The sequence below is a fragment of the Aquimarina megaterium XH134 genome, assembly GCF_000520975.1.
In the GTDB taxonomy this organism is placed as follows: domain Bacteria; phylum Bacteroidota; class Bacteroidia; order Flavobacteriales; family Flavobacteriaceae; genus Aquimarina; species Aquimarina megaterium.
The window spans coordinates 333990-360413 of record NZ_JACB01000003.1; the positions used below are offsets into that span (position 1 = coordinate 333990).

Annotated in this window: 26 protein-coding genes; 13 read left to right on the plus strand and 13 right to left on the minus strand. The window is 32.4% G+C overall.

All coding sequences use genetic code 11. The features are described from left to right. Window positions 1-10: 10 nt before the first annotated feature. Window positions 11-499: an RNA polymerase sigma factor gene (locus Z053_RS0104310; RefSeq protein ID WP_025663808.1), complete on the plus strand. Its 489-nt coding sequence runs from the start codon at window positions 11-13 to the stop codon at window positions 497-499. Window positions 500-504: 5 nt separating this feature from the next. Beyond that, window positions 505-1122 (plus strand): hypothetical protein, encoded by a 618-nt coding sequence (locus tag Z053_RS0104315; RefSeq protein ID WP_025663809.1) that lies wholly within the window; start codon window positions 505-507, stop codon window positions 1120-1122. A gap of 83 nt (window positions 1123-1205) precedes the next feature. Here the strand turns inward: Z053_RS0104315 and Z053_RS0104320 are convergent, their stop codons facing one another. Next, on the minus strand, window positions 1206-2375 hold the full coding sequence (locus Z053_RS0104320; protein ID WP_025663810.1) for a M12 family metallopeptidase: 1170 nt from the start codon (window positions 2373-2375) through the stop codon (window positions 1206-1208). 251 nt (window positions 2376-2626) lie between these two features. Further along, window positions 2627-3055: a hypothetical protein gene (locus tag Z053_RS0104325; protein ID WP_025663811.1), complete on the minus strand. Its 429-nt coding sequence runs from the start codon at window positions 3053-3055 to the stop codon at window positions 2627-2629. Window positions 3056-3385: 330 nt separating this feature from the next. Here Z053_RS0104325 and Z053_RS0104330 point away from each other — a divergent pair, with 330 nt between their 5' ends. Next, window positions 3386-3796, plus strand: coding sequence for a hypothetical protein (locus Z053_RS0104330; RefSeq protein ID WP_025663812.1), 411 nt, complete (start codon window positions 3386-3388; stop codon window positions 3794-3796). Window positions 3797-3816: 20 nt separating this feature from the next. Here Z053_RS0104330 and Z053_RS0104335 read toward each other — a convergent pair whose 3' ends face one another. Then, the gene (locus Z053_RS0104335) at window positions 3817-4140 is read right to left on the minus strand and encodes an ArsR/SmtB family transcription factor (RefSeq protein ID WP_025663813.1); all 324 of its coding nucleotides are present in this window, start codon (window positions 4138-4140) and stop codon (window positions 3817-3819) included. Next, window positions 4130-4555 carry an SRPBCC family protein gene (locus Z053_RS29805; RefSeq protein ID WP_025663814.1) on the minus strand — a complete coding sequence of 142 codons (426 nt, stop codon included), beginning with the start codon at window positions 4553-4555 and terminating at the stop codon, window positions 4130-4132. Before Z053_RS29805 ends, Z053_RS0104335 begins: the two co-directional genes overlap by 11 nt. 164 nt (window positions 4556-4719) lie before the next feature. Between Z053_RS29805 and Z053_RS0104345 the strand changes: the two genes are divergently transcribed. The 3 genes from Z053_RS0104345 to Z053_RS0104355 all read left to right on the plus strand — a co-directional run bounded on the left by Z053_RS0104345 (window position 4720) and on the right by Z053_RS0104355 (window position 6743). Further along, window positions 4720-5565 carry a sterol desaturase family protein gene (locus tag Z053_RS0104345; protein WP_025663815.1) on the plus strand — a complete coding sequence of 282 codons (846 nt, stop codon included), beginning with the start codon at window positions 4720-4722 and terminating at the stop codon, window positions 5563-5565. Window positions 5566-5589: 24 nt separating this feature from the next. Beyond that, entirely contained in the window at window positions 5590-5985 is a 396-nt protein-coding gene (locus Z053_RS0104350) for a cupin domain-containing protein (protein WP_025663816.1), read from the plus strand. A gap of 98 nt (window positions 5986-6083) precedes the next feature. Next, entirely contained in the window at window positions 6084-6743 is a 660-nt protein-coding gene (locus Z053_RS0104355; protein WP_035094968.1) for a class I SAM-dependent methyltransferase, read from the plus strand. A 9-nt stretch (window positions 6744-6752) separates the two neighbouring features. On the opposite strand, the gene Z053_RS0104360 is transcribed toward Z053_RS0104355, so the two are convergent. The 4 genes from Z053_RS0104360 to Z053_RS0104375 form a co-directional block, all read right to left on the minus strand. After that, on the minus strand, window positions 6753-7988 hold the full coding sequence (locus tag Z053_RS0104360; RefSeq protein WP_025663818.1) for a serine hydrolase domain-containing protein: 1236 nt from the start codon (window positions 7986-7988) through the stop codon (window positions 6753-6755). 97 nt (window positions 7989-8085) lie between these two features. Continuing rightward, window positions 8086-9219: a helix-turn-helix domain-containing protein gene (locus Z053_RS0104365; protein WP_025663819.1), complete on the minus strand. Its 1134-nt coding sequence runs from the start codon at window positions 9217-9219 to the stop codon at window positions 8086-8088. An 88-nt stretch (window positions 9220-9307) separates the two neighbouring features. Then, entirely contained in the window at window positions 9308-9682 is a 375-nt protein-coding gene (locus Z053_RS0104370; RefSeq protein ID WP_025663820.1) for a DUF779 domain-containing protein, read from the minus strand. An 11-nt stretch (window positions 9683-9693) separates the two neighbouring features. Further along, on the minus strand, window positions 9694-11217 hold the full coding sequence (locus Z053_RS0104375; RefSeq protein WP_025663821.1) for an aldehyde dehydrogenase family protein: 1524 nt from the start codon (window positions 11215-11217) through the stop codon (window positions 9694-9696). Between the two features lie 270 nt (window positions 11218-11487). On the opposite strand from Z053_RS0104375, the gene Z053_RS0104380 reads away from it, so the two are divergent. The 3 genes from Z053_RS0104380 (at window position 11488) to Z053_RS29810 (ending at window position 16812) form a co-directional block, all read left to right on the plus strand. Beyond that, window positions 11488-11895, plus strand: coding sequence for an immunoglobulin domain-containing family protein (locus Z053_RS0104380; protein WP_025663822.1), 408 nt, complete (start codon window positions 11488-11490; stop codon window positions 11893-11895). A gap of 8 nt (window positions 11896-11903) precedes the next feature. Further along, window positions 11904-13358, plus strand: a complete 1455-nt coding sequence (locus Z053_RS0104385; RefSeq protein WP_025663823.1) for a DUF692 domain-containing protein — start codon at window positions 11904-11906, stop codon at window positions 13356-13358. Window positions 13359-13578: 220 nt separating this feature from the next. Then, on the plus strand, window positions 13579-16812 hold the full coding sequence (locus tag Z053_RS29810; protein WP_025663824.1) for a M14 family zinc carboxypeptidase: 3234 nt from the start codon (window positions 13579-13581) through the stop codon (window positions 16810-16812). A gap of 72 nt (window positions 16813-16884) precedes the next feature. On the opposite strand, the gene Z053_RS0104395 is transcribed toward Z053_RS29810, so the two are convergent. Together Z053_RS0104395 and Z053_RS0104400 are read right to left on the minus strand one after the other, a co-directional pair. Further along, window positions 16885-18435: a hypothetical protein gene (locus Z053_RS0104395; RefSeq protein ID WP_025663825.1), complete on the minus strand. Its 1551-nt coding sequence runs from the start codon at window positions 18433-18435 to the stop codon at window positions 16885-16887. 12 nt (window positions 18436-18447) lie between these two features. Further along, a complete protein-coding gene (locus Z053_RS0104400; protein WP_025663826.1) occupies window positions 18448-19308 on the minus strand; it encodes an ABC transporter ATP-binding protein in 861 nt (286 codons plus the stop codon). A gap of 351 nt (window positions 19309-19659) precedes the next feature. On the opposite strand from Z053_RS0104400, the gene Z053_RS0104405 reads away from it, so the two are divergent. Together Z053_RS0104405 and Z053_RS0104410 are read left to right on the plus strand one after the other, a co-directional pair. Next, window positions 19660-20637, plus strand: coding sequence for a sensor histidine kinase (locus tag Z053_RS0104405; protein ID WP_025663827.1), 978 nt, complete (start codon window positions 19660-19662; stop codon window positions 20635-20637). Further along, window positions 20638-21351: a LytR/AlgR family response regulator transcription factor gene (locus tag Z053_RS0104410; RefSeq protein WP_025663828.1), complete on the plus strand. Its 714-nt coding sequence runs from the start codon at window positions 20638-20640 to the stop codon at window positions 21349-21351. A gap of 5 nt (window positions 21352-21356) precedes the next feature. On the opposite strand, the gene Z053_RS0104415 is transcribed toward Z053_RS0104410, so the two are convergent. Beyond that, on the minus strand, window positions 21357-22415 hold the full coding sequence (locus Z053_RS0104415; protein WP_152538254.1) for an Ig-like domain-containing protein: 1059 nt from the start codon (window positions 22413-22415) through the stop codon (window positions 21357-21359). A 35-nt stretch (window positions 22416-22450) separates the two neighbouring features. Further along, window positions 22451-23563 carry a hypothetical protein gene (locus Z053_RS0104420; RefSeq protein ID WP_025663830.1) on the minus strand — a complete coding sequence of 371 codons (1113 nt, stop codon included), beginning with the start codon at window positions 23561-23563 and terminating at the stop codon, window positions 22451-22453. A 183-nt stretch (window positions 23564-23746) separates the two neighbouring features. Here Z053_RS0104420 and Z053_RS0104425 point away from each other — a divergent pair, with 183 nt between their 5' ends. Together Z053_RS0104425 and Z053_RS29815 are read left to right on the plus strand one after the other, a co-directional pair. Continuing rightward, on the plus strand, window positions 23747-24535 hold the full coding sequence (locus Z053_RS0104425) for a helix-turn-helix domain-containing protein (protein ID WP_025663831.1): 789 nt from the start codon (window positions 23747-23749) through the stop codon (window positions 24533-24535). A gap of 105 nt (window positions 24536-24640) precedes the next feature. Next, the gene (locus Z053_RS29815) at window positions 24641-25972 is read left to right on the plus strand and encodes a S41 family peptidase (protein WP_025663832.1); all 1332 of its coding nucleotides are present in this window, start codon (window positions 24641-24643) and stop codon (window positions 25970-25972) included. 183 nt (window positions 25973-26155) lie between these two features. On the opposite strand, the gene Z053_RS0104435 is transcribed toward Z053_RS29815, so the two are convergent. After that, window positions 26156-26377, minus strand: coding sequence for a hypothetical protein (locus tag Z053_RS0104435; protein ID WP_025663833.1), 222 nt, complete (start codon window positions 26375-26377; stop codon window positions 26156-26158). Between the last annotated feature and the right edge of the window lie 47 nt (window positions 26378-26424).

A 26424-nucleotide genomic window follows, 5' to 3' on the forward strand; every position in this document is an offset into this window, starting at 1 on the left:
GTAGGCCTATATGAGTAAAGAATACGAGTTTACTCGAATTATTAAAGAAAATGAAGGAGTTATTTTTAAGATAACTACCATTTATACCAATAATTACGAGGATCAAAAAGATCTCTACCAGGAAATTGTTTACCAATTATGGAAATCATATGATAGTTTTAAAGGAGATTCTAAAATTAGTACCTGGATGTATCGCGTAGGTCTTAATACTGCTATTACAAGATTAAAAAAAGAAAAACGAAGGGGAAATCAAATAGAAATATATGATGTGATCATGCGGCAAACCGAACAATATGACACAGGATTTGAAGAACGATTGAAAAAATTATATGCCCATATACATAACCTCAATGAGCTAGATAAAGGGTTGATTTTACTGCTTTTAGAAGGTAAGAAGTATGAAGAAATAGCAGCGATAACGGGTTTATCTCCAACAAATGTTGGAACTAAAATTTCTAGGATTAAGCAAAAATTGAAAACGCAAATTGTAAAAAAATAAGAGAGATGGAATTGGAAGAAATGCAAACAGTTTGGTCTCAGATGAGTGACCAGATAGAAAAACAAAAAAAGTTAACCGATAAAATGATCATTATGATGACACAAGAACAATACAGGCAAAAATTAAATAAAATAGCATATCCAGAGATGATAGGAGCTATTATATGTTATGGTACGGCAATATTGATATTAATTAATGTTAACAAGTTAGATAACTGGTACACTTTGTTATCAGGCATAGTATCTACAGTTATTCTATTAGTTTTACCAGTGTTATCGTTAAGATCAATTTATCAAATGAAAAAAGTAAATATTGCTGTAAATAATTATAAGGAAACATTACTGGAGTATAGTAAAGGTAAAAAACGATTTCAAACAGTTACCAAAATAGGGCTCTATCTAGGTTTCTTTTTAATGTTTGCTATCCTGCCAGTAGCTACAAAGATTCTTAATAATAAAGATTTGTTTTCTGGTACCAAATCTATTTGGCCATTTGTAATATCTATACCGATCGCCATTATAGTCTTTATTACCTTTTCAAAATGGGTGGCCAAGTGTTATAATAACAATATGAATTCTGCAGAGGCATTATTTAAGGAACTTAAGGATGTTGATATATCATAAAGACAATACTTCAAACGTACTATAATATAAAAAAGGCTGTCATTAGACAGCCTTTTTTCTTTTAATTTAAGGCAAAAAAATGTTTATGAACCGCAACGTCCACCATTGCTCCATCTTCCATTGGTTCCTAGTATATATAAAAACCCGTTATAGGTTACTTTATCTCCGGCGGTATAGCTGTTATTTCTACTATATTCGTTAACTCCTTCACAAATATCTGCACTTGGAGTAGTGTCTTTACATTCTGCAATTCGATTCCATCTTGTAAAATCTCTTTCGTATAAGAATCCGCGGTATGTTACTTTATCTCCTACAGAATAGCTTTGTCCGCTTACCCATTCTGCAATACCATCACATGGGTTTGTTCCTACAGGAGGGGTACCATCAGATGGATATGCTTTGTTTGTTCCTTCGATATCAAGAGCAGAAAGTGCAGCTTGTCTTCTTGGTAAAACATTTCCGTTAAGGTCTGTTATGGTAGGTTTTCCGTTTTTACTAAATGTATAACTACCATACATCATTGTAGATTTAATATCAAAATCTCTGGTTAGCAAAGTAGCAGAATTACTTTTGTAAAACTGATCCTTAGCTCCATTCTGGATATTGTCAAAATTGATAATAATATGATTATCTCTATCCGAACGGTTTTGCTCATGAATATACCCTAAAGTATGTCCGATTTCATGAATGATCACAACAGCTGTTGTACGAGTACCTAAACGAATAAATCCTCTTGATCCATTCATTCCCAGAGTCGCAACGCCACAATTACAGTTATCTCCATTACTACTAATCGTAACATAGTTTGATTCATTAGTACGCTCTTTAAAACGAACATTAGTTTTGCTTGTCCATTCATCCATCGATTTTTGAAGTTCACTTCTCACAGATTGGCTCAGTCCATTAATTACATAGACTATAGTATTATTTGTCCATTTACGAACACCACCACCAAGTCCTAACTTTGCATTTATTCCTGCATCTGGCTCTAGTTTATCAGAGAGAGGAACTTGTGTATCGGTTAACTGATCTTCAAATAATCTGGCATCAGTACCTTGAAGACTATAAGTTCCATCATCTTCTTTTTTTACAAGAACACGTTCTCCCAGGAAATATTTTTCGATAAATTGATCTTGCCCTCCAATAGTATCTGGATTTTGATCAAAATCTTCATTTTTTTGACAGGATGCAAAAGATAGAGCAACTGCCAAAGCTCCGATTTTAAATCGGTTTAATACGGTTTTCGTTTTCATTAAGTTTAATTTTGAGTTTATGATTTTAATTTAATCTGTGCACAATGTTTAAACTGGTGACACACCTGATTAGTCTTTAAGACTGAGTTAAAAAAACCGTTAAACTTTCTTAAAATTAATGACACGACTCGAATATTTGATGAAATCGATCTGATATGATTTTATTCTTTATATAAAATAAATTCATAAAAAAACCTGAATCTATAATCGTGATTCAGGTAGTAATATGGTGTATAGTAAAATGTTTTTTATTACGAAATCAATCCTTTAGCTATAGAGTTTCTCGAAAACCAAACTAAAAAGATAGCGACGATTATAATCATGATTGGCATTATAACTCGGCTGCCTGATAATACCACAAAATCCTGTAAAAAGAAATTATATGTAGCTTGTGCAATAACGGCAATGAGTGAAAGAAGTAGGAGAGGAGAAGCCCATTTTTTTCTAAGGAGTAATGCAAGGCAACCTAAAGCTCCTGCAAATACAGCTATGGCAAAAGCAGCAGTTACCCAAGCAGGTGTATTATTATAAAAATTTTGCTCTCCTTCTGGCAAAGTGGCCAATACTTCATCTGTCATAAAAGCTTGAGCAATATATGCCATTACCCCCATGATATTCCATAAAAGTGCTAAGACACTAATAATCCAAAACCATACGGGTGTTTTTGTTTTTGTTTCCATAATCTATTGATATTAAGTTGTTTTGCTGTAACAATGTAGTTAGAAACTCAATGAAATACAAATTGAGAGTTTTATGGATGCTAATTTTTTAAAGCACAATAGATGAAAGAGATACCTTTTCATATAAAGTGATATAATTCTAGTAACTACAAAATACCGATAATTATTAGTACTTTTAATATAGGCTTGCTTGGTTTTATAAGTTGAAATATATAGAATTAACAAGTTTTAATCAGAGGAAAACGAAAAACTAAGTAATTTCTAAAGCTCATTAAAAAAGTAGAAACGTTTGTATTCTGATTTTTTTACTCTAAAACCTGAATATTAAATATGTCAAACCCTATAAAGAATGACAAACTTATTAAACAATATGATCTTGAGCTAGGTAAAGTTTTTTTCTATGTAAATTATCTGATCATTGAGGTGGCAGAAGGTGTTTGTTTTGATTATGAAAAAGCAAAGACATTATCTCTATTAACAAACTTACATTTTGGTAATCGCTCTTTTGGTTATATCTCTCATAGAATAAATTCATATTCATTAGAAGCTACAGATTATATGAAAATAAAGGATGTATTTCCTAATATAAAGGCTTTTGCTGCAGTTACGTACAACGAAACTCAGAAGACAAGTATAAGAATAGAAAATATGTTTTACCAAGAAGGTATCGTGTCTTTCGAGAATATTGAAGAAGCAATTAGGTGGGTTACAGAACAATTAAAAAACGATTCTAGTACTTAACTATTCAATACATTATAATATTAAGACATATTGTCTAAATATTTACTTAAATCATCTAGAGCACCATCCCAGAATTGTTCGTAAAATTTTAACCATTGATTTACTTCTTTCAATGGATTGGCATTGGCCTGGCAAAAACGTTCTCTTCCTTTAGTATCTATATTAATCAAACCTGCTCCTTCTAGGGTTTTTAGATGTTTGGTAATACCCTGGCGACTAATATCGAATTGACTTGATATCTGAGTTATAGGTAGGGCAGTAGCTGCAACCACCAAAGCGTGAAAAATTTCACGTCTGGTGGGATCCGCAACAGCTTTTAATATTGTGGTGATTCTATCCTGCATGAACCATTTGTTTAAGGTAATCGGTTAATCCCGAAATACAATTATCCCATCCGCCATTAAAACTATTAAACATTTCAACAGCAGTTTCTCCTTTGTAACCAGAAATACCAGAATGCTCTAGGTATAGTTTAGTTCCTCCTTCGGTTTCTTCTAATACCCATTTAACAGTAGTTTCTATTGGTTTTTCTGTTACAATCCACGAATATACTAAAGTATAGGGATTTGCTTGTTTTACTTCACCTTTTATAGGAGAGCAATCTCCTCCAGAAGCGTTAAAGATATATTGATATCCTTTTTCAGCTTTAAAATCTGCTTCTATAAACCAGGTCGAAATCTCTTTGGCATCGGTTATAGCGTTCCATACTTTATCGATAGGGTGATTAAGTATTTTCTCTTTGATTATTACATCTTTCATATGTATTAAGTTTTTAGATTAATATGCAACTATATGGTTGCAAATATAAATAAAAATATTTAATACGCAACTTTTTGGTTGCTTATTAAGCAAACCACCATTATATCCACCACATTTATAGAAAAACAATTGTCTAATTATTAAAAATAGAATATTTTGTGTGTATGGAAAGTATAATTAATTATTTTGAAACGATACCATCATCTCATCGTAGTTTAATTTTAGTAGGAGGGATTACTTTTTTCTGGCTTATAGAATATGCTATGCCTTTGTTTAAATTTAATTATAAAAAGTTTAGACATGCATGGCCCAATATATTTTTTACACTAACAACTATAGTTATCAATTTTGTATTGGCTTTCATATTACTTAAAACTAGTGATTGGACAGTGGTTAACCAATTTGGAGTATTACAATGGTTAGCATTACCGTTATGGGCTACAATAATACTAGGTATTGCTTTACTAGATCTAATAGGGGCCTGGTTGGCACATTATGTTCAACATATCATAAAACCATTATGGATGTTTCATCTTATACATCATACCGATAATCATGTAGATACCACAACGGCTAATAGGCATCATCCCGGAGAAAGCATTATTCGATTTTTATTTACCACTTTGGCCGTATTTATTGTAGGAGCGCCTATAGGTATAATTATGTTGTATCAATCTTTATCTGTAGTATTATCTCAATTTAATCACGCTAATATATCCTTACCAAAAAAAGTAGATGATATGATAAGTTGGATTATAGTTTCTCCAGATATGCATAAAGTACACCATCACTATGTATTGCCATATACAGATACAAATTATGGGAATATCTTTTCTATCTGGGATAGAATTTTCGGCACTTTTGCCAAAATACAAAATGAGGATTTGATATATGGGGTAGATACCTATCCGGATGTGGATTCAAATGCAAATGTGGGTAAATTATTAAAACTCCCTTTTTCAGGATATCGTGCACCTACAGGAGCAAAGTTTGAATCCGAAAAATCGTAATCTAATTCGCTAAAAAAGAAATTCATGAACGTTATATCCATTATTTGTTGTTTTATCATTTCAACAGGGCTTTTTGCACAAACTAAAAATGCAATTCTGGATTTTGAGCCCGATCGGGACTATGATAATATACTAGTTAAGAAAGTGTATACCGATACACATACTTCGACTTTTGTAATATGGATTAAAAAGAATGTCAAACCCCATAAACATATAAAACATACCGAACAAGTATTAGTTTTAGAAGGTAAAGCAAGTGTACAATTAAATGATAAAGAAATTATAGTACAAAAAGGGGATTGGGTTACTATACCAGAACAAACTATACATGCTGTAAAAGTCTTATCCAAAATACCGTTGAAAGTAATTTCTGTGCAAACTCCCGAATTTAAAGGAGAAGATCGAGTATTTATAGACTAATATCGACGTGTTTAAAACACAAAATTTTCATAAAATGAGCCTACTGTATCCAATTAAAAAGTATTTTGAAAACTAAAGCAGTTGTAAAAATATTTAGTATGCGACAACAAAGAGTACAGTTTTTGGTTTTGTTAGTTTTAATATCGATAGTAGAGATGAGTTATGCCCAATACAAAAAAACAGATTGGGAAGAAAGAGATACCTGGATGAATGTACCAGAAATCTTTAAACTTGCAGGAGTAGAGCAAGGTAATGCAGTTGCAGATGTTGGTTGTCACGAAGGGTATTTTACGATGCATCTGGCTCAAAAAGTAGGAGAATCAGGAAAAGTCTATGCGGTAGATGTACGAGAAGATAGGATCGAAAAATTAAATAAGTATATTAAAGATCGTAAACTTCGAAATATAAAAACTGTAGTTGGAGATTATGATAACCCTAAATTACCAAATGAAGCATTAGATGTAGTTGTTGTAATGGATACATATCATGAGATGGATGATTATATGAAAATTCTGGATCATATAAAAAATGCACTAAAACAAGGAGGAAGGATTGTAATCATTGAGAAATTTAAAAAACATATGCTTAATACATCAAGGGCAGAGCAGACCGAAGCACATACGTTGTCTTTAAAATATGTGAAGAAGGAATTACAAAAAGCAGGGTTTTTGATCTCTAAAGAAATTAAGGGTTTTGGAAAATGGAAAAATGAAACAGATAAAACGATTTGGATTTTGGTAGGAACTAAAAACAAGTAGCTTTATCGGTTATATCTTTGATTCGTATGTTAGAAGACGTTCGTACTTGTCCAAAACACTCATTATAGATTTGTAATGCCTGTAATCTTCTTTTGTAACAATAGCCGTATTTATTACTAATATCTTACCTGTTCCGGTTTTGGAGTTAAAAAACATATAGGTCTCTGTTCCAGGATCACTACCAGTATGTCCTATATAGCCAACAGGAGTTATCCCCATAAAAAGACCACTATTATACTCTTCATTGTATGGGTTTTTTGTATTTCTGTTTGGTAAATTTTTAGAAGATAGCTGTTCTTTAAATAGTTCTGTATAACTGTTTTTATCAAGTAAAGTGCCTGCTCCATAATATCCTTTAATGAGTTCGATAAGATACTTGCTGAAATCAGTTATATCTGTTAATAAACCTCCATCGGGATATGTAATAAGAGAATATTTTGGTAAACTATCATTACTACTTGAATAAAGTACAGAGTGGTTATCCATATCTATGGTATCAAATGACCAACCCGATGCATCCATACCTAATGGTTTTAAGATATGCGTAATAGTATACTCATCATACGGAATCCCCGTTACACGCTCTATAATATAAGCAGCCAAAGTAGCTCCTATATTGCTATATTTAAAAATAGATCCAGGTTTATTTTTGAGATAGTTTCTCTTTTTGTACCATTCTCCATCTATAGAAAGTAAATTTTTCAAAAAAATCGGTAGAGCAATAGTTTCTTCGGGATCATTAAAAATTCGATATTTTTTCATGAGTATACCTTTATCTGTTCCTTTATTATTTTTCAGAATATAAGATTTGTCATAGTATTTGGTGTCTAGTATTGTTGATGTATGCGTAGCTAAATGCCTAATTGTTATTGGTGTTTGAGGGTAGTGAGGATTGATCACATTAAAAGGTAAATGTATGTTTACAGGATCATCAAGATTAAGTTTTCCTTGTTCCTGAACTTTCATTAAAGCAATACCAATTAATGTTTTAGAAACCGAAGCAATATTTTGTATGGTATGAGGTGTATATTCCTTTTTCTTTGACACATCTGCATACCCAAACCCTTTTTTATATAAAACAGCATCTTTATTTACAATAGCAACAGAAAAACCATTAATATACCCTTGTTTTTGTAACATTTTTAATTCGCAGGTCAAAGAGTTAATATGCTCTTCATTATCATTATTCTGTGAATATATCTGATTTAGCACAAACAGGGCTATTATTAGAATTATCTTTATCATGTATTAGAATATTTTCTACCACAAATCAAAAAATAAAATAAGTATCAAGCGTTCCAATGGATACATTGGAACCAATTTTTATAAAAATAAAGAATGATTAAAGGCTATTTTTATATTCTGAAGGAGAAACCCCCGTTTCTTTTTTAAATATCCTGTAAAAACTGGTTTTAGAACTGAAACCACATTCATAAGCGATTCCTAAAAGTGTATAGTTTTCGTATTTAGCAGAATTTATTTTTTCTTTTACAGCGTTTACACGATAGGTATTAATAATATCGTAGAAAGAGACATTCATATACTGGTTTAAAAGAGCAGAAAGTTTTTTATCTGTAGTGGGGATGAGTTGAGCTAATTTTATAAGAGTAAGTTCTTCATCTAGATATGGTTTTTCATTTTTTAGTACCTGTTCTAGCTTTAATCTTAGTTCAGAAAGTTCTGCATCAGTCGAATTTGATAAGTGATGAATACGTTCTTTTTTGGTAGTTTCGAGAGTATCTTCAAGGATTAAAAAATCTGGCAACAATACTTTTGATTGATTTATACCATAGTATCCTAAGTATGAAATGAGAAGTATCATTGCTATAACCGTGATATAGCCATGATCTGTATCTGGATAATCAAAAATATGCTGAAAGAGCAATATTAGTAAATCAATACTAATAACTATCCCACTACCTAATAATAAATGTTTAATCCACCCAACATCTTTCTCGGTAAGATTAGAATAATTAGATTTCATGGCTTTTCTATAGCGGGAAAATAATTTGAAAGATAATAATAAGTAAAAAATAGTATATACATTAGAGAGTTCTGCTTCTATAATGGAATGTTTGAAATAAAAATCTAAATAATTAAATACTGGTTTTTTAATGATATCTGATATTAGTTCAGGAATTGAAATAAGCGCAAGATAAATACCAAACGGGATAAAGTGTACTATGGTGTTCCTTATCAATTTTTCCTTTTTATGAAACAAAGATTTAATGTATAAAAATAATAATGGCCCTATTAACCACTGCGTAATATCGAAAGGAACAAAGCTTATCCATTGTAATACATGGATGTCGTGTAAATCGGCGTAAAAAAATATAGAAACAAATAGTAGAAAAACAAATAGAACGATAAGAATATACTTAGGTAATTGCTTTTCTTTTGATTTTATTAATAAAAATAGAATTAAAACAGTAATAGTAATACCAACTACTAAGATAAAATCCAGAATTAAGGTCATTCATTCATTTTTAATATAGACTAATATAAATAATTAATGTTACTATCATGTTATATCGAATAGTAGATATCACTTGCTGTTTGATCATCTATATTTCACCAACGTGGATAGCACTTAGCTCTTTCATTTCTTGTTCGGTATATATTCTTGATTTGATGATAAAACGAATTCCCATAGGGATTTCGAGTGAAAAACTAGATCCCCTACCTTTTACAATATCCATAGTTAATTGTGTATGTTTCCAATATTCGAATTGGTCTTCAGACATATAAAAGTCACAACCATGAATATTGCCCAGCCAGATATCTGTTTCATTAATCATTAATTCTCCTTTTTGAAAACACATCGGGGAGGAGCCATCACAGCATCCTCCACTTTGATGAAACATCAACTCCCCGTGTTTTGCAGTAAGGGTATCGATTACAGCTTTTGCTGCATCGGTAATCTTAATACGTGATATCATTTTTTTATTTTTTAGAAGAAGCCCATCGCTTTTTTATCGTAAGATATGAGCATATTTTTAGTTTGGCGGTAGTGATTAAGCATCATTTTGTGAGTTTCTCTACCAATTCCAGATTTTTTATACCCTCCAAAAGGAGCATGTGCTGGGTAGGTATGATAGCAATTTACCCAAACACGACCTGCCTGTACTGCTCTCGAAACCTGATAAGCCTGATGAGTATCACGAGTCCATACTCCGGCACCTAATCCATATAATGTATCGTTAGCTATCTCAATAGCTTCTGCCTGATCTTTAAACGTAGTAACACATGCTACAGGACCAAAGATTTCTTCCTGAAATACGCGCATTTTGTTATTCCCTTTTAGAAGTGTAGGTTTTATATAGTAACCATTTTCGAGCCCTTCGATATAAGCAGATTCTCCTCCTGTTAATACTTCGCATCCTTCTTCTTTTCCAATAGAAAGATAGTTTAGTATTTTTTCATATTGATCATTAGAAGCCTGAGCTCCCATCATCGTTTCGGGGTCTAATGGATGTCCTAATTTAATAGCTTCTGTACGCTCAATAACACGTTCTATAAATTGGTCATATATACTTTCCTGAATTAAAATTCTGGAAGGGCAAGTACATACTTCTCCTTGATTGAGAGCAAACATTACTGCTCCTTCTAAAGACTTATCAAAAAACTCATCATCAGCCTCCATGATACTTTCAAAAAAGATATTTGGCGATTTCCCTCCAAGTTCCAGAGTTACCGGAATTATATTTTTTGATGCATATTGCATGATAAGCTGCCCTGTAGTAGTTTCTCCGGTAAAGGCTATTTTATTAATACGTGGACTTGATGCTAACGGTTTACCTGCTTCAACTCCAAAACCATTTACTACATTAAGAACACCAGCAGGAAGTATACCTTCGATAAGTTCCATTAAAATCATAATCCCTACAGGAGTTTGTTCTGCTGGTTTTAAAATAACACAGTTTCCTGCTGCCAGTGCTGGGGCAATTTTCCAAGTGGCCATTAATAAAGGGAAATTCCATGGGATAATTTGCCCAACAACTCCCAGAGGTTCTGGTACATTTATAGAGACCGTATTGGCGTCGAGTTCACTAACCGAGCCTTCTTCTGCACGAATTACTCCTGCAAAATATCTAAAATGATCAATCGCCAATGGAAGATCTGCAGCAAGAGTTTCGCGTAATGCTTTTCCATTATCCCAGGTTTCTGCCCGGGCTAATACTTCTAGATTTTCTTCTAATACCGTTGCAATTTTTAATAAACAGTTACTACGATATGTGGCAGAAGAATTGTTCCACTCTGGTGCAGCAGCCCATGCAGCGTCAATTGCAAGTTCTATATCTTCACTGGTAGAACGAGCCACTTTGGTAAAGCTAACTCCGTCAACCGGAGAGATGTTTTCAAAATATAGGCCTTTTACTGGTGAGGTCCATTTTCCTCCAATATAATTATCATATTGGTCCTTAAAGTTTGGTCTTTCCATTTTACTTTTAGGGGATGCTTGTGAGATACTCATAATTTTAGATTTAAAGGTTTTTAAGTAATAAAATGTGTGTGTATTGTCTACATGTGTAATGTGTTGACAAGAAGAGATCTATCCTTAAATATACGGCATTTTGGTCATATTACTTTAGCAAACACTGTTAATATTACTGTAGATTTTTAAGGAGTATAACACCCATATATTTATGGGGTGTTTACCTTATGTTTTATAGTTGTAAAACTCTGTTTTACAATTGATTGTGTGAGTATTTTTATGTGATTAATAATTAAAACACAAAAAAAGATGAAAAGTAATCAAAGAGTGGGAAGAGGGGCAGTAAGATTATCAATCCCAGCAAAAGTTGCATATGATGCAAAAGCCTTTCAAAATAGTATTTATGAGCTGTTAGATGAATTGGGATGTCCAAAATGTTTCTCTGGTGTAGATTGCTATTTTCAGACGATTAGAGATTATGTTTTAGACCCGAGAGAAAATGTAGTTTCACGATCACTGGCTTTTAGAGATCCTTCTCCACAACCTAGTAAATTAATAGCAACAAAAACTCTAAATGTTGGGGTGTCCCCGGCAGTATCTTATGATATTGGTAAGATTGATGAAGCTATAAAAAGTATTTTTGAAGAAATAGGATGCTTGGCATGTTGTTCTGGGAATGATATATTCTTTCAAAACCAGTTTGATTTTAATTTTTAAAACAAATCATGGGTGTAATTGAAAAAACGCTAGAATTAGAATGCCTACCACAATTAGGGGTAGGCATTATTTACTCGCCTACAGTGGCCAATATTAATTTCCCTAGCGGGCTAATTGATACGTTTGAAATAGAACCTCAAACATTGTGCATCAGAGATGAAAATGACAATTTGAAGGTGCCAACAGAAGTTTTTGAAGAAATACATAAACTACCACATCATAAATTAGTACATAGTATAGGAGCGCCTGTAGGAGGAAGCTTACTGCCCAAAAATGATCAGTTAGCATTAATAAAATATGCTACAACTCTTTTTGAGAGTCCCTGGGTAACAGAGCATCTTAGTTTTAATGCCACTACCGAATTTAATACTGGTTTTTTTCTTCCACCTTGTCAAACAAAAAAAGGACTGAAATTAGCCATACGAAACATAAAGTATCTTCAAGATAAAATAGGAAAACCAATAGCAATTGAAACCGGGGTAAATTATCTAAAACCCAATAGTTATGAAATGAATGATGGAAGTTTTGTTGCAGAATTATGTAGAGAAACAGGATGTGGAATACTACTGGATATTCATAATATTTTTGCTAACCAATTAAATGGTCGTCAAAGTATTACAGACTTCTTAAAAGAAATACCACTAGAACATGTAGTAGAAATGCATATTGCAGGAGGAACCGAATTAAATAATTTATGGATGGATTCTCATTCTGGACCTATAGATAAAAGGTTACTTGCTATAACAAAAGAAATTTTACCAGACCTTACTAATTTAAAGGCTGTTACTTATGAAATATTTGATTCTTATATTCCTGTAGTTGGTGATGCCCTTATTATTTCTGAAATGGAAAAAGTAAGAGAGCTTTGGGAAAACAGAAAGGAGCTGTATCATATTTCTGAAGAAGAAAAATTGCCTAAGACGGTGTGTAATATTCAAAAACTTAGCCAGGAATTTGATCCTATCGCATGGGAAAATATGCTAGGTAATCATGTTATTGGTCGAGTAGATGAACATGATGTGCTAAAGAATGAAGATAGAATTAAAATATATCAAAAGCTAATAAAAGAATTTAGAGCTTCTATGGTAGCTCGAATTTTTAAGCTTACAACACGATATATGATGTTAGTGTTAGGGATGGAAGTATTTGCTGCTATTCTTAATGATTTTTGGAAACATTATCCTCCCGAACAACTAAGTCATAAAGAAGCTAAGAATTTTGCTGCTTATCTAATACATAAAGACTATAAGCTTCCTTGGTTAGATCGATTACTTAATTATGAAGTTGCTGTACTAGATACTCTAATGGATGAAACTCTTAGAGTAGTTACATTCGATGCCGATCCTACACCTATGTTTAATGCTCTTTCCCAAGGAAAGCTACCAGAAAAAATAGGAGATTTGGGAGATTACGAAGTCGAAATTACTCCCGAGACCTCTACAACGAACTGGATGGTGATGTAGTGAAAACAGAGGGGGTATATGGTGTATTTGTAGTAATTATTTTGTGTTGTTTTTTTATATTGTTTTCTACAAGAAAGAACTAATAGGGACTTTCTCCAATAACAAAGAAAAAAACGTTTCTACTTAATTCTCACGAATTTAGTACCTTTAGGTTTGATATTTATTACACGATATCATTAAAACCTAAATATTAACTCAATTTAAATTACTCTTAAAACCAATGAAAAAAAACATCATGTTAATGCTGTTGGTGTATTGCACCATGAGCATTTCTCTTTTTGCGCAAAAAAGTAATAAAGAGCTCGCCAATGAATATCTGAACCTAAAGGGTGAAGTAATTTTTAGCTTCACAATCAACAACAAAACAGAATTAAGTACTATTACCAAAGAATTAGCTATTGTTCATTTTGATGAAAATACCAATAGCGTTAAAGTAATGGCAAATAAAAGCCAGTTTTCTTCTTTCTTACAAAAGAATGTTCCTTTTACAGTCACTTCAGAAGATAATATCATAGGATATAGGACCATGACTTCTGATCTAGCGATAAAAGCTGCTACATTTCCACTTACTGCATACCCAACATATGCTGATTATGTAACAATGATGAATGATTTTGCCACTAATAATCCATCTTTATGTAAAGTAGAAAATATAGGAGCCACGGGAGAAGGCGATAAATCAATATTATTTGTGAAATTATCAGATAATGTAAACCAAAACGAGCAAGAACCTCGAGTAATGTATACTTCTTCTATGCATGGTGATGAGATCGCCGGATATCCTATGATGCTTAATCTTATTGATTATTTACTTGGAGCTTATAACAATACAAGTCATCCAAAACATGCCGAGATCAAAAACCTTTTAGATAATAATGAGGTATGGATTAATCCATTGGCAAATCCTGATGGTACATATCGCAATAGTGCAAATAACACATCTGTAGCTAATGCTACCCGAGGAAATGCCAATAATGTAGATTTAAATAGAAATTATCCTGATCCAGATGATGGGGCGCATCCAGATGGTAATAGTTATCAGACAGAAACCGTTGCTTTTATGAATTTTGCAGATACTAAACATTTTGTATTGTCTGCTAATTTTCATGGCGGAATAGAATTAATCAACTACCCGTGGGATACATACGCAGGAGCACATCCCGATGAGGATTACTTTATTTATGTATCTAAAGAATACAGAGATCACTGTCAGGCTAATAGCCCTTCGGGATATTTTACCGGACAAAATAACGGTATTACAAACGGGTATGCCTGGTATGAAGTACAAGGAGGTAGACAGGATTACCAAATATATAATCAGAAAGGAAGGGAGGTAACTGTTGAACTGTCAAACAATAAAACTCCTGCTGCTAGCCAATTAGTAAATTATTGGAACTATAATAGAGAAGCTCTTCTGGCATTTTTGAAACAAATAAATTATGGTATTCGCGGAGTAGTAACCGATGCAGCAACCAACCAGCCAATACAAGCCAAAGTAACCGTTGTAGGTCGTGAGAGTTATGATTCCTGGACACCCACAGAATTACCAGAAGGAGATTATTACAGACCAATAAAAGCAGGAACTTATGATCTTTTATACGAAGCAGAATGTTATGAATCACTTACTTTAACCGGGGTAACAGTAGCAGATTATGCTGCTGTGGTTAAAAATGTTCAATTAACGCCTATTGCTGGAGTAGCACCAACAGGATTAGCAGCATCAAATATACAACCTACAACAGCAACATTGAACTGGAATGCTAATTCTGGAGCTACATATGATGTAAGGTATCGTGCAACAGGGGGGTCGAATTGGACCACTTTGTCTTCCAATACAAATACAATTAACATAACCGGGTTAATTGCTTCAACTCAATATGAAGCTCAGGTAAGAAGTAATTGCGCAGGAGGAGCAAGTTCTCCTTATAGTACTTTAATAAACTTTACAACTACAGATACTCAGGCTTGTACAGGGATAAATAGTTTCCCATATACAGAAAGTTTTGAAACTGGTTTGGGCCTTTGGACTAATGCTACCGGAGATGATATTAATTGGACACGAGATTCTGGAGGAACTTCCTCATCGTCAACAGGACCTTCGTCGGCTCAAGATGGTACGTTTTATCTATATACCGAAGCATCTACAAATGTTACACCACCAGGAAGTCCAAATAAAACAGCACTTCTTAATAGTCCTTGTATTGATTTGGCAACTCTTTCTGGTATTTCTTTAGAATTTGGATATCATATGTACGGATCTAATATGGGAACTATGGAAGTCTTAGTGAGTACAGATGATGGAGCTAATTATACATCATTATGGACAAAGAGCGGGGATCTGGGCAATAGTTGGAACCAAGCTACAATCGATCTTACTGCTTACGCCGGATCGGTCATAAAACTACAATTTAAGGGCACTACAGGAACAAGTTTTAGAAGTGATATGGCAATAGATAATATTAGCATAAAATCTTCTGCTCCTGATACAGAAGCTCCTTCTGTACCAACTGGACTCTCAACATCGTCGGTTACTTCGACTACTATTGGGTTATCCTGGAATGCTTCGACAGATAATATAGGAGTATCGGGATATGAAGTATACCAAGGCGCTACTTTGATTACAACCGCGACAAGCACCAGTTATACTGTTACTGGATTGACTCCTAATACTAGCTATACTTTTTCTGTAAAGGCCAAAGATGCAGCAGGAAATATTTCTTCATCTAGTAATACAGCTAGTGCAACCACATCAGATGTTTCAATTACATACTGTGCTTCTAAAGGGAATAATGTAAGTTATGAGTATATCGATTATGTAGAATTAGGAGGTATTACAAATGCGACAGCTGCAAATGCGGGGTATGGAGATTTTACCAATTTAGTTGCAAATATTGGAACAGGAACAAATACAATTGTAGTAAGTGCTGGCTTTGCAAATACGGCATACAGAGAATATTGGAGTATATGGATTGATTATAATCAAAATGGGACTTTTGATGCTGCTGAGCAGATTGTATCAAATTTATCTAATAGTAGCGCTAATCAATCTTTTAATTTTGATGTTCCTACCACAGCTGTGGCAGGTAATACAAGAATGCGTGTGTCTATGAAATACAGTACAGCATCTGGACCATGTGATACCTTTACTTACGGAGAAGTAGAAGACTATACCGTAAATATTAGTACTACTTTACTTTCTAAAGGAAATGAACCTTCTTTGATAAATAATTTGGTATTGTATCCGAATCCAATAAAAGATGGAGTGTTATTTTTAAAAAATATAAATCAAAAAAATGTATCCTTTAGAATTGTCAATTATATGGGGCAAACGGTAATGCAAGATCAATTATCTGAAGAGAAAATCAATGTAACACGTTTACCTAATGGGATGTACTTTTTAGAGGTTAATACGGGTAACAAAACGATTACCAAAAAGTTTATTATAACTAAGTAATTTTATCTACATAATAAAAGCTTCTGGAAGTAAATTTTCCGGAAGCTTTTTTGATTGTAATATTGATTGTATTTATATTCTTTTCAACTCAATATTTCTAATACTATAGCTAATGGTTAGGGATATTACTACCAGAATAGCAATGCCAGCGAGATAGCTGTATTGGTGATGTAAGCCGCCAAAATAGTCTGTAAATGGTATTGCATTAATATTGGCATAGGTGATCATAAAGAATAAAATTTCAAACAATTTCTTTCCTTTGGTCAAAATCCCAGTTAGAACAGCGAGCGAAACAATAAAAACCCCACCTAATATAATAGAAGTAATATGCATAACATCAAGCTGTATCATATACCTTAATAGTAGTGGTAAAGCAAGTAAAAGAGCCAATAGAATCCCAGATAGTACTTGAGACAACAAGAGCCTTTTAAGAGGTTGATATGAAGCAAAAGTAAAGAAGTGTGTACTAAATATTCGCTCTTTGGTTACCAATGAAGACCATCTGCTTACTTGTAAGAACCAGAGTATGGGCAATATCATTTGATGAGCAATAGATAGAGGAGCAAAACATAATGCTAACATACCTGCAATATTTAATATCCATAACCATTTATGCCCACTTCGTACAAGTAATACAAATTCAGTTTTTATAAGAGGCAATATTTTAAATGAGAGAGAAACTTTTGGAAGCTTGGAAATATCAATATCATTATCAATTTTGGTTTGTAAGAGTGCTTTCTTATTTTTTGATTGAAAACGTTCTTTAACTTTAAACCTATGAAAAAACAGAGAGGCAAGGCCAAGTAAAAGAATTCCGAAAATGATCCACCCTATACGACTTAAAATATAACCTATGGGAAAATCTACTCCATCAAAAAGAAAATGATTAGCTTCAGATACATTCCCTAATACGAATCCAATGTTTAATCCACCTAAATCTTCATGAGTTGCAGTGTTTCTTACTGTTTCTTCCATTTGAGATGTGATTATCTTAGTGCCAAATGCATCCAAATAAAAATTCCTTGATGTATCGGTAGGATCATAAAGGGCCATTATCGAAAAAAGAAAGAAAAAGAGAACATTCTGAAGTATAGATTTTTGAATCAAAAAAACTTCAAATAGTACTGCCAGTACAGAAATAAAAAACAACGATGGAATGACAATGAGACTGTATGGAGTGATAAATTGAAGTATTTCAAAAGAAAATCCGTCATTGTATAAAAAGAATAATATAATGCTCATTATAAATATAATAAACGCTATAGTACATAAGACTAAAAAATTACTAATTGTTTTAGATAGTAGGTATCCAAAATTAGAAACTCTTGTAGTAGCTATGATCTGGCCTACTTTGCTATTGATATCATTTTTGATTGTTCCGTTAACCAGGTAAAAACCAATTAAAGAAAGAAAGATACTGGTCATAAGTGCTGTTACATAACCTATCCAGGAGGAGTTATAAAAACCTAGGTAATCTCCGATTCGAATAGTAGAATAACTAGCACCCGGAGCTGGGATAAATGAATATGCTACAGCAAGACTAATGCATAGTGTAATCAAAAAAGCGTAGCTACGAGTACGTTGTAAATAATCTGATTTTATTATCGTTATAAAATTTTTCATAAGTCGATTGTATTATTTTTTAGTAGTATACAGATAAGCATCCTCTAAGGTTGCTTCACATGGTGTTGCTGATTCTATTAAGGTGTCAGAGATGTATCGTACGATAACGGCCTCTTTTTTACGAATAGTATTTAATATAATATGATGATTTTTGAAGTTAGATACTTCCTCTTTGTTCATTGTTATTTCAAATACTCTATTTTTTACGGTGTCGATTATAGTTTTTTGATTTCCCTGGCATAATAGCTGACCTTCTTTCATTATAGCAACCTGATCGGCTATGGTATCAATATCAGAAACAATGTGCGAGGATAAAATAACAATACAATCATTGGCTAATTCTGAAATTAGATTGCGAAAACGTACACGTTCTTCTGGATCCAAACCAACGGTTGGTTCATCAAATAATAATATTTTTGGATGATTAAGTAATGCCTGGGCAATCCCGATACGTTGTTTCATTCCGCCAGAATAATTACCTATAGGTTTTTTGGCTACTTCGGTTAAGTTTAATCCTTCTAGAAGAAATGCGATTCTTTGTTTTAATTGTGTTCCTCCAATACCTTTTAGTGCGGCCATGTATTCTAAGAATTCATAAGCATTCAAGTTGGGATATACACCAAAATCTTGAGGTAGATATCCTAATTGTTTTCGCATATAATTTGGATCTTTTACAACATTGTTCTTGTTTAATAAAATACTTCCATTTGATGGTTTACTAATCGTTGCGATCATTTTTAATAGTGTAGATTTTCCTGCACCATTAGGACCAAGTAATCCCAAAATACCATTCTCGATATTTAAGGTATATTCTTTTAGACCATATTTATTGCTGTTGTATTTTTTGGATACGTTTTGTATATCTAGTTTCATTTTATTATCGTTTTAGTGGTTTTGATATATTTTTTATGATTCACCTTTTTAGATTGCAACAAAAGTTTTTATCATGCTAATAATAAATAGTACAATAAGAAGGCATAAGTTTACGATTGATTCCATGTTGATTGATTTTTGAATTAACACTTCAAAAGTGAGGGTAAGTCAATACATTAAAAAGAAAGAATGATCAATGTGCAGGATTTAATGATCAATAGTACAAAAGGTGTGTTTGTTCCCTTCATCAGCATATTGAAGATGTTTACAATCAAAAGAACTCCTTTGATCATTAATATCTGTGTTTTAGAAGCATTTTCTAGTATTTTTGAGAACATTTAAAGAAAAAATATGTCCAAATTAGATCAATGGATCGATAACCGTTTTGTGCAGAATCTTGTAGTATGGCTTTTTACTACATTAATTCTTGCAATGTCAATTCAGTCAGAAAACAGACTTCTTACTGCTGTATGGGTTACATTATATCTTATTGTCCCTGTGTATATAAACAACCTAAAAATACTACCACTATTTAACAGGAAAAATAAACTTTTGGGAATTGGACTTTTTTGTCTAAATGCTTTTTTGTTTAGTAGTATTGCTGTCTTTTTTATGAGTAAACAGTTTCAGAAATTCGAATGGTCGATGTTGTACAATCTTTTTTCTGTAATGGTTTTGGCCTTATTGTTTAGCTCTGCGATAAAGATTGCAAAAGATAGTTTTACTCGTAGGCAAGAAATAAAAGATGCAGAACTAAAACTATTAAAAGCACAGTTAAATCCACACTTTCTGTTTAATACATTAAATAACTTATACGGTTTATCTGTTGTGAATTCTGATAAATTACCAGATTTAATGTTAAAACTTTCAGACTTACTACGATATAGCTTATATGATACCAAAGAACAATTAGTGCCTTTGCAAAAGGAAATTCAATATTTACAAAATTATGTGTCTTTAGAACGCATACGCTTAGAAGATAAAACAGAGATAGTGTTAAGTACTTCTGGCGAAATGAGTACTTTAAATATTGCTCCAATGCTTCTGATTGTGTTTGTAGAAAATGCTTTTAAACATTTGGGAGTATCTAAAAAAGGAGAGAGTAGAGTAGTGATTACTATTCAGATAATCGAAAACGAATTATGGTTTAGTTGTGTAAACACAGCTGATTATAAAAGTCATAATGAATCTGATCTTGAAAAAGGGAAAAGTGGTATTGGTTTGCAAAATGCAAAAAAACGATTGACGCTGATACATCCAGACAGACATACCTTAAATATTAATAAAAAAGAAGAAGAGTTCGAAGTTCAATTAACCTTAAAACTATAAATGGAGATTTTAAAATGCATTATTGCCGATGATGAGCCTATTGCTCGTCAGATATTAGAAAATTATATTGAGCAAATCCCTAATTTAGAAGTATTAGCATCTTGCAAAGATGCTTTTGAGGTTATGAAAATTCTTCAAAATCAATCTGCCGATATTCTTTTTTTAGATATTAATATGCCAAAACTATCAGGTTTAAGTTTGTTAAAAACAATGCAGAAACGACCAGATGTGATTATTACAACTGCGTATCCGGAGTACGCTATTGAAGGATTTGAATTGTCGGTAACTGATTATTTATTAAAACCTTTTTCATTAGAACGTTTTATCCAGGCGGTTACAAAAATTCAGAAAAAAAATATAACAGATACTGTAGGAATACACCTTTCAGAAAAAGAAGAGATAATAACTTCGGTTTTTGTAAAAAGCGATAAGAAATTAATTAAGGTACTTTTTAAAGATATTCAATACATAGAAGCTTATGGTAACTATATTAAGATCTTTACAGATACTATGATTTTAACCCCCAATACGTTATCAGATTTTTTTGATAAACTTCCTAAAGAAGACTTTATAAGAATTCATAAATCGTATGTTATTAATTTTAATGAATTAAAACTAATAGAAGGGAACCAGTTAATACTTAATAATACTACTACTTTACCTATTGGTAAATCCTATCGAAAATTGGTTTTAGACAAAATAGATGGGATGTAGAATAATTATTTAATACTAAACTTTATTTTATGCGTTTTAGGTAAATGGTGAGATATCGTATCGGTAATTTCACTGTCGAATAACCTGTCTAAATTGTTTCCTGCCAAATCTTCAATATGATTGTCGAATAAAACATTGTAACTTCCTTTTTTCCAAGGGTATAATGGTGTAAAAGACAAGGTCGATTCATGATTAATAAGTTGCCAATTTCCATCAATTTTTTCCCCTTTTACATTTACAACGATAACACTGTTTTGCGTACTACCATAATCTAAAGACTCATGACATGAAATTAATACATGTGATTTAGAATTTACTTTTGGGGACTGTATTTTCCATAAGTTTACATCGAGTTTTACACGATCGTCATTAGTAATTTGAAATGAGTGTGTAAAATTGTCCTGCATGGATATTCCATTTTTGTCCTTCAACTTTTTTAAAACTACGAGTTTATATGCATTTTCATTTTTAAAAACCGGACCTAATTGCCTATTGGGGATTAAATCTCGTTTTTGACGCCCAGGTTCTATCCAAACAGTTAGCAGTTTTCCATGGTCACTAATGAGCGCATTCTCTAACGATAAAGCAGCTCTTGGTAACGTATCTCCTGTAGCATTTACAAATCGAATGTAGTCATAAATATGAGTTTCATTAATAGGATGAGAGAAATGAATATACCATTTTAAAAGGTTTGAAGGAAGAGTTTTTGCTGAAGGGTAAATCGACGTTACAGAAAGATATTTGTATTCTTCAGGAATATCAAGCGAAAAATATTCTACTGTATCACCATATACTAATGTATATTTTTGATTCCACCCAAAGGGTATTAACGGAGTAAAACGTAACGATGTTTTTTCCTCGATCAGTTTGCCTAACACGGGATTTACATTAGAAAGCTCGTCTTTAGAAATCTCACCTCTATAGATATATAAATTTCCCGATGTTTTTACATCTTTTTTTACAGTAATATATTCTTTATTAAAAGTAAATTCTGGAGATGTTTGAGAATAGATCTCCAGAACAGTAAAGAATATTATTAAAACGAAAAGTATAGGATTTTTCACTTTACTAACAAGTAATATAAATCTTATCGGGGCTATTATTTCTCGAGCCACCAGCTATTTCCTTTTTTTAGAGTGAGATTTCCACTAGATTCTCTTTGAACGATAAGAAAACCAGTGCCTCCAAATTTGTCTAACTGTTGTACATTAACATAAGGCAGGTTTACATAACTTACTCCTTCTGCAGCCCCTTTTTTAACGACCGGAGTAGTAAGAGAACCATTGTAGGACTCAAGGTCAGTAAATTCCATTTTCATAAGAGGTCTGTTATTATTGGCTATAAGTAAGTATCGTTGTCCACCATTTTTGATTTCTACCATATCTACAGGACTGTTACCACTTCCTAATTCTGCAACGGTTCTACCTTTATTATGTTCTCCGGGTTTAATGTTATTCATAGGAAAAATAACAAGAGGAGTACAGGTATAGCCAGCGATGATATGGGAGCTACCTTTTATTTTGGTGGGGATAAATGCTTTTATAGGAGCATGAGTTTCATATTGACCATGAGCGGCATGATAAATCTCTAAAGAACCATAATCTTGTTTATCTGTAAAAGGAAAATCAACCGATCTAAAAGTAGAAGCAAATTCTTTATTACTTAAACCAGAAAGCAATACTTTACCAGAAGTATATTTGATATCTGCAACTGCCCACTTACGAAGTTTTCGACCTCGTTTATCCTTCGCTTCTTTATTTACAGGATCGATTAATGAAGTTTTGGTATGAGATATATTATCTAGAGAAACTTTTTTTAATGTATTATGCTCTACACGAAACAATATCACATTACCCGAACTATGATGAACAGAGAGGTAAATATTATTATTTTCTGGATTAACCACCATATCTGTGATTTGTATTTGATCGATAGCAGAGCCCAGCATATCGGCAATTAACTTATCAAGAAAATCAATCTTCACAGCGCTATTATCAACTTTTGGATGAGTACTTAGGTCTATTGCAACAATTTGTGCAGATTTACTATCACCAATAAACAAAATACCTTCTGGTCCAAAGGTCATCGAATTGATAGAAGTAATACCGGGATCACCAGTTTTAAAATCTGCTTTTAAAGAAGAATTAGCTAGAATAGGATTTTCTAAAAAAGAAAGGATCAATAAAAGAACGAACGTTATTAATGTTTTCATAATGATTGATTTATAGAATGATCAAAGTTCCTAAATGTAGGAAAAAAGTACTATGCCTACAGTTAAAGAAATGCCAATATGAATTGTAATTTTTTAAACTATTTTAATGGCATTATTTTTGTTTTTATATAATTCATGAATTTGATCTTTTGGAAAGAAAGATTCTTTTTTTAGTGGTACATTATGATTGCATTAAAAACTAAAGAATTTTTAGGAACAACAACAGAACATTTTTCTTTTGGAAATTATGATATTTCTATGGTGAAATACCATAAACCGGTTTCAGAAGATTGGCATTCTCATGAAAAATATCACCTTTCTTTGGTTTTGCAAGGCGGTAACTTAGAATCTCGAAAGGGAAAGGATATTCAAATTTTTCCGGGAAGTATTGTGTTGTATGATAAGCTAGAGGTACATCGTAATAGGCATACGGCATTTCCGTCTGAGAATTTAAATATAGAAATCGATGATTCTTTTTTTATGAAAAATGAATTGCCAACTTCAGATTTTAGGACTTCGATTCTTAAAAATACTGCAGTTCAGTTTCAACTATTAAAAATATATAAGGAATTAAAGATCGATGATGCATCTTCTTCAGATTCGATTCATTCGTCATTACTTACGTTATTTTCGGGATATAATAAGATGACCGATTATAAACCTATATGGGTCGATACTATTCGAGAGTTGTTATGCGATAGATGGGATGAATTTATTACCCTAAAGGAGTTATCAGAAAAAGTACAGATACATCCGGTTACAATTTCTAGGTATTTTTCAAAATATTTTAATTGTACATTGGGAGAGTATATGCGTAGGATTAAAATAGAAAAAGCAATTTTGTTTTTAAAACATACAAACAAACCTCTTACCGAAATTACATTCCTCTGTGGCTTTTCTGACCAAAGCCACTTTTCTAAAACTTTTAAACTTTGTACAGGGTTCAAACCCAATGAATTTAGGCGAATATAGAGAAATGTGCTCTAGAGGTTAATTTCATCCTATTTTTCATGGATTTTTCTTTATTAATTTACACTAGGTAAAAATCACTTGCCAATAATTAATAATTCAACTTTCATGAAACAAACAGTATTACAGAAAAGTAAAATAGTAATCGCATTTCTTTTCATTACAACATCTTTTTTTGCTCAATCTAATAATGAAATCATCAAAGAAGCGCAAAAATTATTAGAAAAAAACTATATCTTCTTAGATAAAGCAAAAGAAACCAATGCTCATTTGGATGCATTGATGGAAAAAGGTTTTTTTGATAATCAATCTCCCAAAGATTTTGCCAAAACACTCACCCGGGAATTACGAAAAATTACAAAAGACAAGCATCTACGGTTTTTATCTCCCAGGCCGCCAGAACAATCAAAAAAAGATACAAAAGCTTCTTTCATACAGAACTTATCTAGATATAGACCTCCTATGCTAAGGGGATTTAAACTTATGAAATCTAATATCGGTTATATCGACCTTGCTTTTTTTGGTGGTTCTGAGGAACATTTGGCAAAAATAGATCAGGTAATGAATGATATGCTTGTTGCAGATGCTATAATTATAGATATGAGAAGAAATGGTGGCGGAAGCCCAACTACGGTAAATTATTTATCGAGTTACTTCTTTAATGAGAAGTTATTGTTAAACACTATTTATTCTCGCGCCAATGATCATACCGAAGAATTATGGGTGGCAGATGTGAAAGGGATAAAAAGACCTAAAGTACCTGTTTATATACTTACCAGTGATTATACATTTTCTGGTGCCGAAGATTTTTCATACACTATGCAAAGTAGAGGTAGAGCCACTGTAATAGGAGAAGTTACGGGAGGGGGAGCACACCCAACCAGAGGTTTCTCTCTACCAAATGGGTTTAGGATTGCAATCCCTTTTGCAAGAACAATAAATCCGGTTACTAAGACCAATTGGGAAGGTGTTGGGGTGCAACCTGATATAAAAATATCTGCAAGTAAAGCTTTAGAAAAAGCAAAAAAACTAGCATCAGTACAAGCTGTAATATATAAAGATTCATTTTTTGAACCCTTAGAAAAAACTCTTACAGTTATAGAGAAAAATAAGACAACAAGCCAAGAGTCTAAAAATGATATTTACAAACAACTTGTTTTATTAACCCAAACCGGTATGATAAATGAAAGTGAAATTAATGCAATGGGGTATTATTATTTACAAAACAATAATCCACAAACAGCTTTAATTATTTTTGAATCTAATACTCAGTTATTTCCAGATTCGGCAAATGCCTGGGATAGTCTTGCTGAAAGTTATTTGGGACTAGAAAACAAAGAAAAAGCAATTGAATATTATGAGAAAGCAATTGAAATGGATCCAAAAGGAGGAGTAGGAGAAAATGCAAGAGGAATGCTAAAAAGAATTAAGTCGCAATAGGTATATGAAATAATAGATATGTGATTTTAAAGTGAACTCTAAAATCACTAACAAAATGCCAAATAAGCTCTATTTTTTTAGAGCTTATTTGGCATTTTTTATATCTAAACCAGACGTTGCATTCAATACTTAATTAAATTTTAAGTATGGATTTACCAATATAGAAGAGGAGAAAAAATGAAATTAGTTCTCTTTATAGTCAATAATATCTTTTATTTCTACTCCCATATAATCGGCAATTTTCTTTAGCCGCTCAAAATCTTTTACCAGATCTTTTCGCTTAACCACATAATCTCCTGCCTGTGGACTAACTCCTAAAGCTTTAGATATACCGTATACCGTTTTGGCTCCTTTACTTTTTTTAAGGAGCCTTTTTAATTTCTTATTAATCATAATTACAAACATACATATAACATTTGATTAATCAAATAAATTTTTATTAAAAAAACATT